General features: G+C 39.8%; 11 protein-coding genes. 5 read left to right on the forward strand and 6 right to left on the reverse strand.

The genetic code is table 11. From position 1 onward, the window contains the following. Positions 1–89: 89 nt before the first annotated feature. The 3 genes from F946_RS03765 to F946_RS03775 all read right to left on the reverse strand — a co-directional run bounded on the left by F946_RS03765 (position 90) and on the right by F946_RS03775 (position 5,704). Complete coding sequence (locus tag F946_RS03765; protein WP_004979045.1) at positions 90–773, reverse strand: Fe2+-dependent dioxygenase; 684 nt, start codon at positions 771–773, stop codon at positions 90–92. 100 nt (positions 774–873) lie between these two features. Next, positions 874–3,174, reverse strand: a complete 2,301-nt coding sequence (locus tag F946_RS03770; protein WP_004979049.1) for a TonB-dependent receptor — start codon at positions 3,172–3,174, stop codon at positions 874–876. A 334-nt stretch (positions 3,175–3,508) separates the two neighbouring features. Beyond that, the gene (locus tag F946_RS03775) at positions 3,509–5,704 is read right to left on the reverse strand and encodes a TonB-dependent receptor domain-containing protein (protein ID WP_004979051.1); all 2,196 of its coding nucleotides are present in this window, start codon (positions 5,702–5,704) and stop codon (positions 3,509–3,511) included. Positions 5,705–5,977: 273 nt separating this feature from the next. Here F946_RS03775 and tig point away from each other — a divergent pair, with 273 nt between their 5' ends. The 4 genes from tig (at position 5,978) to F946_RS03795 (ending at position 10,321) form a co-directional block, all read left to right on the forward strand. Beyond that, positions 5,978–7,309: a trigger factor gene (gene tig, locus F946_RS03780; protein ID WP_004979052.1), complete on the forward strand. Its 1,332-nt coding sequence runs from the start codon at positions 5,978–5,980 to the stop codon at positions 7,307–7,309. A gap of 192 nt (positions 7,310–7,501) precedes the next feature. After that, positions 7,502–8,107, forward strand: coding sequence for an ATP-dependent Clp endopeptidase proteolytic subunit ClpP (clpP, locus tag F946_RS03785; RefSeq protein ID WP_004692427.1), 606 nt, complete (start codon positions 7,502–7,504; stop codon positions 8,105–8,107). 28 nt (positions 8,108–8,135) lie between these two features. After that, complete coding sequence (clpX, locus tag F946_RS03790; RefSeq protein WP_004979056.1) at positions 8,136–9,446, forward strand: ATP-dependent protease ATP-binding subunit ClpX; 1,311 nt, start codon at positions 8,136–8,138, stop codon at positions 9,444–9,446. Between the two features lie 158 nt (positions 9,447–9,604). After that, entirely contained in the window at positions 9,605–10,321 is a 717-nt protein-coding gene (locus F946_RS03795; protein ID WP_004979059.1) for a DUF2846 domain-containing protein, read from the forward strand. A gap of 5 nt (positions 10,322–10,326) precedes the next feature. Here the strand turns inward: F946_RS03795 and F946_RS03800 are convergent, their stop codons facing one another. Beyond that, on the reverse strand, positions 10,327–10,875 hold the full coding sequence (locus F946_RS03800) for a DUF2059 domain-containing protein (protein ID WP_004979061.1): 549 nt from the start codon (positions 10,873–10,875) through the stop codon (positions 10,327–10,329). Between the two features lie 103 nt (positions 10,876–10,978). Then, entirely contained in the window at positions 10,979–12,505 is a 1,527-nt protein-coding gene (locus tag F946_RS03805) for a fumarate hydratase (RefSeq protein ID WP_004692421.1), read from the reverse strand. A 649-nt stretch (positions 12,506–13,154) separates the two neighbouring features. Here F946_RS03805 and F946_RS03810 point away from each other — a divergent pair. Further along, on the forward strand, positions 13,155–13,460 hold the full coding sequence (locus F946_RS03810; protein WP_004979064.1) for a hypothetical protein: 306 nt from the start codon (positions 13,155–13,157) through the stop codon (positions 13,458–13,460). Positions 13,461–13,482: 22 nt separating this feature from the next. Here the strand turns inward: F946_RS03810 and F946_RS03815 are convergent, their stop codons facing one another. Then, complete coding sequence (locus F946_RS03815) at positions 13,483–14,352, reverse strand: helix-turn-helix transcriptional regulator (protein WP_035326410.1); 870 nt, start codon at positions 14,350–14,352, stop codon at positions 13,483–13,485. Between the last annotated feature and the right edge of the window lie 109 nt (positions 14,353–14,461).

Consider the following 14,461-nt stretch of genomic DNA (forward strand, 5'->3'; position numbering starts at 1 on the left):
TCATTCGCGTTTTTGAAGAGGTTATGAGAGCTCGATAACCATATCTGTTTGGATAGATCAAAGAGCTTACACTCAATTCACAGTAAAATTTACAATTCAGACCACATCCGTATGAGGTTGTGATAGATATTGGTGAGTTTCACGACTTCAGGATAAGTATCCCCATGATCTACTCGGAGTTGACGAATACTTTCATCTAAATTGAATAACATATGCCTTTTTTGATCTTCACGAATCAAGCTTTGTACCCAAAAGAAAGAGGCGAAACGTGTACCGCGAGTTATGCTACTAACTTCATGTAAACTAGTAGAAGGGTATAGTACAACATCGCCTGCGGGTAATTTAACTTCGTGATATCCATAGGTGTCTTCAATGACCAAATCACCACCGTCATATTCTTCAGGTTCGCTCAAGAATAGTGTGCAAGAAAGATCAGTTCGGAGTTGTTGAGCTGTACCACGAATTAGGCGAATAGAGTTGTCGACATGAAAACCAAAGCTTTCATGTTCATCATAACGGTTAAAAAGTGGTGGAATAATTTGATGTGGGAGAGCCGCAGCTTGAAAAACGGGGTGTTTCCAAATGGCTTGAATGACTAAATCACTTAAATGATGTGTTAACGGATCTTGTTCGGAGAGTTGTTGATTTTGTTTGACCGAGGCAGATAGAGTTCCTGCAGTCACTTTTCCTCCAACCCAGTCTGCTGTTTCCATCAATTGACGAAACTCAGCTACTTGCTCTTTTGATAATACATTTGGAATATGGTGAATCACAGAGAACATCCTTGATTTGATGGTTATAAAAATAGCCTCATAGAGAGGCTATTTTAGTTTAAGTTAGATAATTTCCATAAAGTTTTTATGGAAATCAAACTTAGTATTTGAAGTTGATTGCCAATACCGCATTACGGCCATTACCTTCAAATGCATAGTGTGCTGCATGTGCACTGGTAAAGTATTGTTTGTCAGAAATGTTATTCACATTTAATTGAACATTTACATTACGATTTACATCGTATTTCGCCATTGCATTGTAAATGGTGTAAGTCGGTAAAAACTTAGGTGCAGTTGTATTTACATAAACCTGATCACGGTATTCAGCACCAGCACCCAATGTTAACTTTGGTAATACTCGGTATGTTGACCATAACGTTGCACTGTTTTTCGCCACAAATGGAAGTGGTTTACCTTCCTGAGCAATTGCATTGTAAGCAGCTTTAGTGATTTCGCTATCTAGATAGCTATAACCTGTAGCTACTTCCCACTTGTCGGTAATTTTACCGTTTAAGCTTACTTCAAATCCATCAACTTTACTTTCCCCTGCATTTGCAGTCGTCGTCGAGTCAATTTGGATACGTGTATTCTGTTTCTCAGTACGGAAAATAGCAGCAGTTAAATTCGCACGATTATTAAATAAATCCCACTTTGTGCCAATCTCGAAGGTACGTGCTTCTTCAGGTTTAAGGTTGTTAATAATATCAGTGGTGCCTAGGGCATTGTCACTGCTGTCACCTTCAGCCAATACGCCAACAGGGTTCGCAGAAGTTGCAAAACTGGTGTAAATACTACCATTTTCAGTTGGTTTGTAGACTAGGCCTGCTTGATAGGTGAAAAAGTCTGAGTCACTTTCGTATTTTGTGCCTTTAGGAATACTGATTGTTGAGTTGTAAGCACCAGCAGTTGTTCCGTAGACATCCTTATTATATTTTTTCTCAGTTTCAAATTTGTCCCAACGTACACCTAAGTTTAAGAGCCATTGAGGATTGAATTCGATACTGTCTAAGGCATATACAGACATCGTTTCACTACGCGTAGTAGACTGTCCTTTAATGCTGCCCATAGTATCGGTAAAGAGACCATTGCCTGGGTTGTTTAGACTAGTACACCAGCCATTGAGAGCTGCAGCAGTTGAATTACATGAGTTGATATTAGACGTTAAAATAGTAGAGGTTGTTTGGCCTGCTGCATTGGTAAACGTATGCATTCCTTGATCGGTTTCTTGTAAACTCCATTCAGTTCCTACATTAAATGAATGCTTTAATGAACCTGTATTGAATTTGCCTCTTAAAGAAAGTTGGTCGCTATATGCATCTGTGTCTAAAATACGTGTGAGTGCACGGCGCGCGACAGTTCCTCTATAGATGTTCCCTTTTGAGTCATCGGCATTGGTATAAACATAATCAGATTTAGATTTGTTATAAGTAGCAATGTTAGATAGCGTCAAATCTTCATTAAGATCATGTTCTAACTTAAATGTTGCAATTTGATTTTCACGCTTATCAAAATCACGCGCTTTCCAACCATAGTATGTGCCTGGTTTAACACTGACTGGTCGACCGTCACCTGGTGTCACAGTTACGCCAGCTGGTGGGCTGCTTGGGTTTGCATTATTAAATGGGATACCCGCATCTGGTTCATCATTGCTACGTAAATAGTAATAACCGACAGAGCCCCGCGTATCAGAACCTAGACCAAAAGCTAGACTTGTTGCGATACCTGCACGAGCATATTCAGCACCGTCATGTTGTCCTGCTTTTTCATTTTCATGACCCATGACTACAACGCGGCCAGCCATTCCGTTGCCGAAATCTTTATTCGCATCGAGTTGAATGTGGCGATAGTTATCCGTGCCACCTTGTACGCTACCTTGGTAAGTATCGCCTTCATGAGCCACTTTAGGAATGAGGTTGATACTTCCGCCGACGCTGCCACCACCGCCAAGAGCAGAAGAAGAGCCTTTAATAACTTCAACTTGTTCGATTGCGAACATATCTCGACTTTGTGATGTCGTATTGCGGACTCCATCGACATAAATAGATGATTGGCCGCTATATCCACGAATATAAGGCATATCCGTAAATGGTGTTCCACCTTCACCAGCACCTAAAGTGATACCTGGCTCATAACGTAATGCTTCTAATAGAGTATTTGAATTGGTTTCTTTTAGTAATTTTTGAGAAAGAACAGAAACAGATTTTGGAGTGTCAAGTAGGGGAGCAACGAACTTGCTGTTTGCAGATTTGTCTACTTTCAAACTTTGTTCTGCTGCCGCTTCCGTGTGAATTGTTTCTAATTGCACGATTTGATCTTGCGCAACAGCATTGACTGCAACCACAGAGAGTGTTGAAGCGATTGCTGAAGAAACCAGCTTTTTACGTGTTTTGATGAAGGCCATAACGAATCTAGTTCTAGCGTTGTAAATTAGTATGCGAATAATAATGATTCTTATTTTTTGTAGCATAACTATTACATTGGAATTGTCGATGCTTAGATATATTTGTGTAGAAAAAATAAATGTAATAATGTAATGAATTGAATTTAAGTTTTTGATTTTTATTTGAATTGGAAAATTAGATTGTATTTTTATAATATTATTGGAATTTAGAATCCATTATTTTTAAGCTAAGTTTGAAGGTGTTTCTCAATTGAGTATGTATAAATTATGTTGGTTCTATATTAGCTAAGTACGAAGAAAACCCTGCCGGAGCAGGGTTCTCTATACTGCAATTTTAGAAGTCGTAAGAAACAGATAACCAAAGGTTACGACCAGGTAGGTATGTACCAGACATGCTTGAACCAATAACCATGTAATCGTAATAAGATGCAGGATTATTATTGGCATCAATATAAGTGCCATTGCTTGTAAAATCTTTATCTAGCAAGTTATTGACTGCGCCATTAAAACGGAGCTGATCATTCACAACATAGCTGGCACCCAGATTGAAAAGATTGTAACCCTTTAATTTATTGTTCGTTGCATTGTAAATAATCGCTGAATCACCTGCTGTTTGAACGGTACTGTAGCGCTTACGTTCTGATTTATATTCATGTTGTAACCATAGATCCAAGGATTCATTAATATGCCAAGTTGACGTCATATTAAAGGCATTTTTAGGCACGTTATTCAGGTAAGAACCTTTATTTTCACCTTTGGTAATTTCTGATTCCATGTAGGTATATGCTGCTTTGATATCCCATTCAGGAATGATGGTATATTTTAAGCTAAGCTCAACACCTTTAGTTTCGGCTTCATTCGCATTTATATTTTGTGTAAATGTATCTTGAGTAATATGTGAACCGTAACTTACACAATCTGGTCGATTTGGATTTGTTGCGGAATAACAGTTTAATAAATCTGGCCCTTCAGTAATCAGATTTTCAATTTTATTGAAGAATGCAGTAGTGGTAAGGTCTAAATTACCATTGTTATAATTAAAACCAAGTTCATAGTTGGTAGATTCTTCTGGTTCTAAATCTGGTGAACCAATTCCAAAAGATGTCCCCTGACCAGAAACACTAATCACACCGTCATGTAGCTGTTTTGCGGATGGTGCCTTGTAGCCAGTACTCACACCACCTTTAAAAGTAAGTTGGTCGGTTGTGTTCCATACAAGGTATGCGCGTGGGCTGAACTGACCACCGAAGCCAGAGTGATCTTCATAACGACCACCAAGTGTAAATCCTAAATTATCAAGAATACGCCATTCATCTTCTGCGTATACCGAAAAAGAGTCTTTTTTAAAGGTTGAGCCAAATCCTGCAATGTCATCCGCAATTTTAGCTTCTTTATATTCAGCACCAAGTGTTAATTTATGATTTGCAATGGGTAGAACAACATGAGAGTCGGCCACAAAGTCAGTATTTTCTAAAGTACGATCTGCGCCTTCACCTACATTGTTTTGGAAGGTTCTAAACGGAATAGTTCGACCGAGAGTTTCAGTTTTAGTTTGACTCACATATGAAGTCCATTGACCAAAACTATAATCACCATCGTGACCAGCAGAAATTTGATCACGTTTAAACTCAAGTTCATCTTTATAACCTGTCGCACCAAGTCCTGTCGCTCCTCTAGGGATGCTGGTCCAGTCTTGTGTTCCTAAGCGGTTATCATCATTTTTATAGGTTTGGCTTGAGTGGAAACCGTCTATCCAGAAACTGTTTTGATCATTGAGTTTAAATGAAAGTTTTCCGCCAATATCATAGATGTCTGCTTCGCTTGGACGTGGATCACGACCTGACGTTCCAGGAATACGTTCAGATTTTTGACGGTCTAAATAAGAGCCACGTAGTTGTATTCCAAGTTTATCTTGAATAATTGGACCATTTACAACAACACTGGTTTTCCATGAGTCTGCTTCGCTGCCATGCTCCATGACATTGCCACCGATAGTGACATTGCCATTCCATTCATTACTAATTTTTTTGGTAATAATATTGATGACACCACCCATGGCTTCTGAGCCATAACGAGTTGCCATTGGTCCACGAATGACTTCAATACGCTCAATCGATGATAAAGGTGGTAAAAAGCCATTTGAGGATTCACCAAAACCATTTGGTGTGACATCTGAAGAAGTCGTTTGACGACGACCATCAATTAAAATCAGACTATAGTTATTGTCTAAACCACGCATGCTAATATTCAAGCCAGAAGTTTTACCGATTCCATTACGAATATCGATACCTGGTACATCTGCTAATAGGTCTGCAATGCTGGTTGCATTTTTCTTTTCAATATCTTCTTTCGTAACCACGCTAATTGAAGCTGGTGCATTTTTAATATCTTGTTCAAAACCCGCAGCTGAAACCACAATAGTGGAAAGCTGATGGGTAGATGAATCTTCAGTTGTTGTTTCTGCGAAAACAGGAGTGGTGATTGCCCCAAGCAATGCCAATGAAAGAGGGTGTAGATTAAACTTACTCATAACTAGAGTTCCAATGATGGACGAGAAAAAAATTGAAAAAAATGATCAAAGTTGATGCAAATATTAATGGTAATATTTATCATTTGCAACAAAAAGCCATAAAAAATATAATACTTTGCGCTTAATCAGTAGGGATTTAAAAATATTCAAAATAAAAAACGATAAATGAAGAAAAAAATATGTGGTTTCAATCGGGTGTTTTGTATATCGTTCAATGTTGTCATATAATGTGGCACTTTTTAAAATTGTTCTTACCAAAAGATTGAGGAAGCCATGCAAGTAACTTCTGAAGCGGTTTCGGGTGTTACCCGTCGTTTAAATGTATCTGTACCGACGAGCCGTGTTAACGAGCAGTTCGAAGCTCGCTTAAAACGCACTGCTAAAACTGTGAAGATCAACGGCTTCCGTCCAGGTAAAGTGCCAGTAAATGTTGTTCGTCGTGAATATGGCGCGGGTATCTACCAAGAAGTCGTAAGCGACATTATTCGTGACACAGTATTTGAAGCGATCCAACAAGAAAAAATCAATGCTGTTGGCATGCCAAACATTGAAAAATCTGAATTAAAAGACGACGCGCTTGTATACGAAGCGACTGTTGAAGTTTATCCAGAAGTTAACGTGAAATTTGATGGTTTAGAAGTTGAACGTAAAGCATCTGAAGTAAACGACAAAGATGTTGATCAAATGATCGAAAACCTTCAGAAGCAACGTGCTTCTTGGGCTGAAACGAAAGGCATGGCTAAAAAAGACATGCAAGTAACTTTCGACTTTGAAGGTTCAGTAGACGGTGAAAAGTTTGAAGGCGGTTCTGCAGAAGACTTTAAACTTGTTTTAGGTTCAGGTCGTATGATCCCTGGTTTCGAAGACGGCATCGTTGGTATGAAGAAAGGCGAAGAGAAAGTTATCGATGTAACTTTCCCTGAAGATTACCAAGCTGAAAACCTTGCTGGTAAATCAGCTCAATTCAAAATTACTGTGAAGCTTGTTGAAAAACAAAAACTTCCAGAAGTTGATGCTGAATTCCTTAAAATCTTTGGTTTAACTGAAGAAGAAGGCATTGAGAAGTTAAAAGCTGACGTTCGTAAAAACATGGAACGTGAAGTGAAAAATGGTTTGCGTAATCAAGTGAAAGGTGCAGCTTTTGATGCACTTGTAGCTGCAAACGAAGTTGAACTTCCTGCGTCTATGGTTGCTCAAGAAGTTGACCGTCAACGTCAACAAATGATTCAACAGTTCACTCAGCAGTTTGGTGCTCAAGGTGCGAAAGCATTTGACTCAAGCATGCTTCCAGATGAATTGTTCAAAGAACAAGCTGAAAAATCTGTAAAATTAGGCGTACTGGTAAGCAAAGTTTTAGCTGATGCTAAAATTGAAGTAGATCAAGCACGTGTTGATGCTTACATCGAAGACATGGCTTCTTCTTATGAAGATCCAGCTGAAGTGATCGAATACTTCAAAAATGACAAACAACAACGTTCGCAAATCGAAGCTGTTGTGTTAGAAGACCAAGTGGTTGATCACATCTTAGCGTCTGCTAAAGTAACAGATACTGCTGTAAGCTACGAAGACTTATTGAAAGAGCAACAAGCTCGTCAACAAGGCTAAGTTTAGCTAAAGTAAAAAAGGCGCTTTGAGCGCCTTTTTTATTGTGATTTAGGTTTGTAAAAGGCCTTGCGTTCACAAAGCTTATGCAAAAAATATCTGTTATTTACTTGGGAATATTTTGCATTTTCAGCAATTATCCCTCATATTGTGACTATGAGTTGAGTAACAAAAAATTTAGGAATAAGTAAACGTATGTATATTCCAACTATCGATAATGCCTTAGTTCCAATGGTTGTAGAACAGTCATCTCGCGGTGAACGTTCATTTGACATTTATTCACGTCTTTTGCGTGAACGCGTTATTTTTATGACTGGTGAAGTTGAAGATAACATGGCGAATTTGATTGTCGCGCAAATGTTGTTTTTAGAAGCGGAAAATCCAGATAAAGATATTCATCTTTACATTAACTCACCAGGTGGTTCAGTGACTGCGGGTATGGCGATTTACGATACCATGCAATTTATTAAACCAGATGTTGTGACTTACTGTATGGGGCAAGCAGCATCAATGGGTGCTTTCTTGCTGAATGCAGGCGCGAAAGGTAAACGTTATTGCCTTGAAAATGCCCGTGTCATGATCCACCAACCGTTAGGCGGTTTCCGTGGTCAGGCATCTGATATTGAAATTCATGCACGTGAAATTCTGTTCATTAAAGAACGTTTAAACCGTTTAATGGCAGAGCACAGTGGTCAAGACTATGAAACTGTGGCACGTGATACTGACCGTGATAACTTTATGACAGCGCAAGCTGCAAAAGAATATGGTCTCGTGGACGAAGTGTTATCTAAACGTCCATAAGTTTTAAAAGTTTAGAATTGGAGTGAATATGTCCGAACATCCTCAAGGACAAAAGCATTGTTCATTTTGCGGTAAAACGCAGTCTGAAGTTGGGAAACTGATTGCAGGCGAGGACGCGTACATCTGTAATGAATGTGTGGACGTATGCTTAGACTTGGTGCAAACCAGTCAACAAGTTGAGTCGGGTGACTGGGCTGCAAAACCCTTGCCTAAACCTCACGAGATTCGTGCGGCACTAGATCAATATGTCATTGGTCAAGATGTGGCAAAGAAAACCTTGTCAGTTGCTGTCTATAACCACTATAAACGTCTTAAAGCGACACATGGTGGACATAAACACGACGATGCTGTTGAAATTGCGAAAAGTAATATCTTATTAGTAGGACCAACAGGTTCGGGTAAAACCTTGCTTGCGCAAACGATGGCACGTCTTCTAGATGTTCCTTTTGCTATGGCTGATGCAACGACACTTACCGAAGCCGGCTATGTCGGTGAAGATGTTGAAAACATTGTACAAAAGCTTCTACAAAAAGCAGACTACGATGTAGAAAAAGCGCAAAAAGGTATTATCTATATCGACGAAATCGACAAGATTACTCGTAAGTCTGAAAACCCATCGATCACGCGTGATGTGTCGGGTGAAGGTGTACAACAAGCGTTACTGAAAATGATCGAAGGCACGGTTGCATCTATTCCACCTCAAGGTGGTCGTAAGCATCCGCAGCAAGAATTCATTCAAATTGATACTTCAAATATCTTGTTCATCTGTGGTGGGGCATTCTCGGGTCTTGAGAAAATCGTACAACAGCGCCAAGAAAAAGGTGGAATCGGCTTCACGGCTGAAGTGAAGAAGAAAGATGAAGGCAAGAAATTGTCTGATTTGTTCCGTCAAGTTGAAGCGACAGATTTGGTGAAATTTGGTCTGATTCCAGAATTTATTGGTCGTTTGCCTGTAATTGCGACTTTGGAAGAGTTAGATGAAGAAGCCTTGATGCAAATTCTGACTGAACCGAAGAATGCACTGACACGTCAATATCAACATTTGTTTGATATGGAAAACGTTGATCTAGTTTTTGAAGACTCAGCACTACGCGCTGTGGCGAAAAAAGCCTTAGACCGCAATACGGGTGCACGTGGCTTACGTTCTATTTTAGAAAATACGCTGCTTGAAACCATGTATGATTTACCAAGTCGTACCGATGTTGGCACGGTTGTGGTGAATGAAGACGTGATTAACGGCAAGGCTGCACCATTATTTAAGCCAGAACGTTTACCAAGAATCGAACAGAAAGATGCAGCTAAAGTTGATTTAAAAGTGATTAATTCAAAGTCCGCTTAAGTTGTTATTCATCTGAAACGTGTGAAAATCGAGTGTTTTCACACGTTTTTTTATATTCAAAAAAAAGAGGGAATGCTACTCTGCATCAATAGGCTGGGATGCCTAGATTAAAACTAAAAATTCAGTATCAAAATAAAAATACGTCGTGAGGAATAGTCATGCGTGCAATGACGATTACGCTTTTAAGCAGTTTAATTTTATTGGGTTGTCATGGAAAAGCGACAGTTGAACAACCTGAATTAACATCAACCCTCAGTCATGAGATTGATTTTGAACACGATCCAGGTATGGTCGAACAGTATCGCATTGGAGTGTTTAGCGTAGGTGGATGGGTCAACCAAAAATTAGGACAGCGTTTTCAGCGTGTCCAACCCCAGCATGAACAAGCCGCGATGGTTTATCTGTATCGTCCAGACTCTAAGTGGAACCGACAAGAAATTGTTGCGTCGAGTTTATTTATCAATAAAGAACGCATTCCAAGCCTGCTGAACAATCATTACTATTGGGTCGAACTGCCCGCAGGGACTTATCGTTTATCGAGTAGTCGGCCTTTGGGCATTAACCATTTTCAAAAGCCGAAATATATCGATTTTAGCGTAGAAGCGGGGCAGTCTTATTTCATCAAGTATGATGAAGAGAACTTATCCACACGCCGTGATGTTTCGGGGCCTTTAGCGGTTATCCCTGAAAAAATTGCGATTCAAGAGATTGCATTTACCCAGTTAAAGTCGAACAGCTACAACTTTGTCGCGGAAGATCAACACACGGGTGAGTTACGAAAGAAAGCGCAAAAACTTAAACCTGCCAAATATGACCCAAGTGAAGATGTTCAGCTGATGAAGCCCTTTAAGCTGTGGAATCCTTTAACCTGGTAAGTAAGCTATTGTACTTTTTTTGCTTGTTCAAATAATGGTGTCAGGGTCTTTTCAATTTGACGATTCATTTCTAGCTGAATAGCCGGATCTTGCATCATTTCAGCAGACATGGCGATGCTATTACGCATGATTTCACTCATCATTTTACTGCTTTTTTTATTGATAGACTGGCCTAGAGGCGTTTTGAGGAACTGAATGTTGGCCAACACTTCCTCTTCGGTAAAGGTCTGCATATATACATTTTTAAGCATTTGCATAAATTTAGGATCTGAAATCAATTTACTGCTAAATGATGCCGTGATTTCAGCAATTTGCTTGGCTGCTTTTTGTTGTTCAGCATTGAGTGTTGATGTTTTAAAAATATTCTTAATAATTTCTTCGGCTTGTTGGTCATAAACGGGGCGCATTTCTTGCTGAGACTGCGCTAAAGTGCCTTTAATATCACCTAGTTTAAGCGCCTTTTCTACCGATGCTTCGGTCGCTGGTTTGGCAAAAGACGCTGTGCTAAGGACACATAAGGTAATACCGCAAAGGATGTGATTTAATTTTTTCATTGTTGGTCTATATCTTTTGATTAAGTCTATAAAAGTAGGTAAAAAAATACCCTTAACATGACCTTAGCATGTTAAAGGTATCCAAAAAAGTAAAACTTAAGTTTTAGCCCGCTGCAGCATCGACTACTGGAATTTTACCAATTTTCGCTTGCCAGATTTTTGGTGCTGTTGCGTGAATAGACGTACCATTCACATCAACTGCTACCGATACAGGCATGTCTTTCACTACAAATTTGTAAATCGCTTCCATACCTAAGTCAGCAAAAGCAACCACTTCAGCTTCACGAATTGCTTTAGACACAAGGTAAGCTGCGCCGCCCACTGCCATCAAGTAAGTCGCTTTATTGTCTTTGATTGCTTCAACCGCTGCAGGACCACGGTCCGCTTTACCGATCATACCGAACATACCTGTTGCTTCAAGTACTTGGCGTGTGAACTTGTCCATACGTGTTGCTGTTGTTGGGCCAGCAGGACCAACCACTTCATCACCGACTGGATCTACAGGGCCCACGTAGTAAATGAATTTACCTTTTAAGTCGACAGGAAGTTCTTCACCATTGTTTAGCATGTCTACCATGCGTTTGTGTGCAGCATCACGTCCCGTATAAATTGTACCGTTTAGAAGTAAGGTGTCGCCTGGTTGCCAAGCGTTCATTTCTTCTTGGGTAATGGTGTCGAGGTCAACACGCTTAGAGGTTGATGAATCCCAAGTTACAGACGGGTAGTCTTCAAGTTTTGGTGCTTGAATGTGTGCAACACCTGTACCATCAAGTTGGAAGTGTGCGTGACGAGTCGCTGCACAGTTTGGAATCATGCCTACTGGTTTGCCCGCAGCGTGACATGGGTAATCTTTAATTTTAATGTCTAGAACTGTGGTTAAGCCGCCTAGGCCTTGCGCGCCAATACCCAGTGCGTTTACTTTTTCGAAGATTTCCATACGAAGTTCTTCGATTTTATTTTCAGGGCCACGACGAAGTAATTCGTCCATGTTGATTTCTTCCATGAGCGATTCTTTCGCAAGCATCATGGCTTTTTCAGCAGTACCACCAATACCAATACCCAACATACCTGGTGGACACCAGCCTGCACCCATGGTTGGAACAGTTTTTAGTACCCAATCCACGATTGAGTCTGATGGGTTTAACATAGCCAGTTTAGATTTGTTTTCTGAACCGCCACCTTTTGCCGCAACGGTAATATCCACTTTGTTGCCTGGAACAAGTTTGTGGTAGATCACAGCAGGGGTGTTGTCTTTGGTGTTTTTACGACCAAAAGCAGGGTCAGCCAATACAGAAGCACGCAGTACGTTTGAGTTTTCTAAGTAACCCTGACGTACACCTTCGTTGATTGCATCGTCTAAGCTCATAGTTAAATCAAATTTAACATCCATGCCCACTTCAACGAATACGTTGACGATACCTGTATCTTGACAGATTGGGCGGTGACCCTCTGCGCACATACGCGAGTTAATTAAGATTTGTGCGATCGCATCCTTCGCGGCTTTGTTCTCTTCACGATCATACGCACGGCTCATCGCTTGGATGAAGTCTTGTGGGTGATAGTAAGAAATGAACTGAAGCGCGTCTTTGACCGATGTGATCAAATCATCTTGCTTGATAATAGTGGTCATACAAATATCTCTTGAGCGGGCTGATAGCTAGCGGGCTAAATTATAAGACAAAATGCCGAGGTTGTGGATGTTTTGCGAAGGCTTTGGGCGAAAGTTTAATAGTTGAACAAAATTGATGAGAAAATGAGGTTATAAACGGTGGTAAATATGACAAAAATATCTAAATTTAATGAAATATTTCATGTCTAAATTTGAATTATAAATATGATTTATTGTTTAAGGTGTTGAATTTATTGTAAAAATAATAATCTTCGAAATATGACAGCACTGTCATAAAGTTGTCATAAAACTTTCGCATAATGCATTCATCAAACAATAGGACATCGAACATGTTGACAGGTTTAGTGATGGCTGCGGGCTTTTGTGTATATATCGCAGCGACTTGGATGTACGGTCAAAAAGAAGATCAGGCTTAAGCTTTATCTTCTTTTTTTTGTTTTAAGCTCTCTTCAAATCTTCAAATCTTCAAATCTTCAAATCTTCAAATCTTCAAATCTTCAAATCTTCAAATCTTCAAATCTTCAAATCTTCAAATCTTCAACTAGCTAAAAATTGTTTAACGCCTTAAAATTCCAGTTTCAAATCTTAAAAAAATACAATGAAATACTATTCCTCGACTTCAGCCTTGCTATTTATCGGATGCTTTTTCTTGTGGTCTATTTTCCTGTTTTATTTAATGGCTCAAAAGCATGCAGGCAATGTCATTGTCGAAGATATATTTAAATTTAATTTTTACTGCATGATGCTTGCAATGTCGCCTTTGCTTTTGAAAAAAGCTCCGCCTAAAAACGATGTCGAGATGACGATTTTTGAAGAAAAGCAACATATGGAAATGCGCCATCAAGTCCTGAGCCAATCTGCTCAAGAGCGTCGGAAAGCTTATTTGATGAGTGCTTTTTTCGGTTTTTTAATGTCGAGTTTAATGATGAGCTTTATTTTGATGTTAGATAAATAAGCTGAATGTGAGTTTATCCGATCTAATTTTTCTCACTTTTCCGCATTTGGGATGGAGAGTAGCCAAAGTACTTTTTAAAGCGATGACTGAAATGGCTGCTGGAGCTAAATCCATACTGTTCCGAAATGTCGGTCATATTGGCAGATGTGTGCTGTAGAGCTTGGTGTGCCAGTTCAAGTCGACGTTGCATCACATATTGGTGCGGTGGCATGTGCATGGATTGCTTAAACATATGGGCAAAATGATATTCACTGAGCTGAGTTTGCTCGGCCAAATCTGATAAGGTCAAGCTTTGCTGAATATGCTGATCAATCCATTCTAATAACTGCTTCAGGGTATACGGGGACAGCCCACCTTTGACTTCAGGGACTTGCCATTCGGTATGGCTATAATTTTTAATTAGATGGTTGAGCAGAAGCGTTGTGGCAGTACTCATCTGCAAGTGATTTTCTCTGTTCTGCCAAGCCCCATTGAGTAAAAAATGTCGATAGATCATCGCAATCTGTGGGTCGGCCACGAAACTTTGTGGATTTAAAATAATTTGGCTTGGCTCACGATCCCACACCTGTTCGGCGACGCGTTGTAAATGTTGTTCAGTATAGTACAAATGCACAAAAGTCAGAGGGTCGCGCAGATCCCAAGTGGATTCAAAATCCTGTGGCATCAAGCACATATGATCTGGCCCACCGCCATTATGCCAACCTTGAGCTGTCTTTTGATAACTGTGATATCCCCCTTGAATGTACATACTAAGGGTATGGTGGTTACTACAAACACTGACGCGGTCTTGGTTGTTTTGCCACATGGCCAACTGCATGCCCGAACCCAGTTCGACCGAGTCGAGGAGTTGAGCTTTATGTTGTTGTAATTGATCTAGAATCTGATATTTCATCATCTATACGCAGTGCCAAATGGAAGATTTAGTGTAGGACTTTGATTTCATTTTGTCATCTATATCCGAAAATCAGTAAAAAATCACAAGTTTATGATAGTGACCACAA

Origin of the sequence: Acinetobacter johnsonii ANC 3681 (assembly GCF_000368805.1) — a bacterium.
In the GTDB taxonomy this organism is placed as follows: domain Bacteria; phylum Pseudomonadota; class Gammaproteobacteria; order Pseudomonadales; family Moraxellaceae; genus Acinetobacter; species Acinetobacter johnsonii.

What these genes read in the sequence shown, in the direction of transcription:
- F946_RS03770 (WP_004979049.1), bottom strand. Translation starts at nt 3,174, where the DNA reads ATGGCCTTCATCAAAACACGTAAAAAGCTGGTTTCTTCAGCAATCGCT.
- F946_RS03775 (WP_004979051.1), bottom strand. Translation starts at nt 5,704, where the DNA reads ATGAGTAAGTTTAATCTACACCCTCTTTCATTGGCATTGCTTGGGGCA.
- tig (WP_004979052.1), top strand. Translation starts at nt 5,978, where the DNA reads ATGCAAGTAACTTCTGAAGCGGTTTCGGGTGTTACCCGTCGTTTAAAT.
- clpP (WP_004692427.1), top strand. Translation starts at nt 7,502, where the DNA reads ATGTATATTCCAACTATCGATAATGCCTTAGTTCCAATGGTTGTAGAA.
- clpX (WP_004979056.1), top strand. Translation starts at nt 8,136, where the DNA reads ATGTCCGAACATCCTCAAGGACAAAAGCATTGTTCATTTTGCGGTAAA.
- F946_RS03795 (WP_004979059.1), top strand. Translation starts at nt 9,605, where the DNA reads ATGCGTGCAATGACGATTACGCTTTTAAGCAGTTTAATTTTATTGGGT.
- F946_RS03800 (WP_004979061.1), bottom strand. Translation starts at nt 10,875, where the DNA reads ATGAAAAAATTAAATCACATCCTTTGCGGTATTACCTTATGTGTCCTT.
- F946_RS03805 (WP_004692421.1), bottom strand. Translation starts at nt 12,505, where the DNA reads ATGACCACTATTATCAAGCAAGATGATTTGATCACATCGGTCAAAGAC.
- F946_RS03815 (WP_035326410.1), bottom strand. Translation starts at nt 14,352, where the DNA reads ATGAAATATCAGATTCTAGATCAATTACAACAACATAAAGCTCAACTC.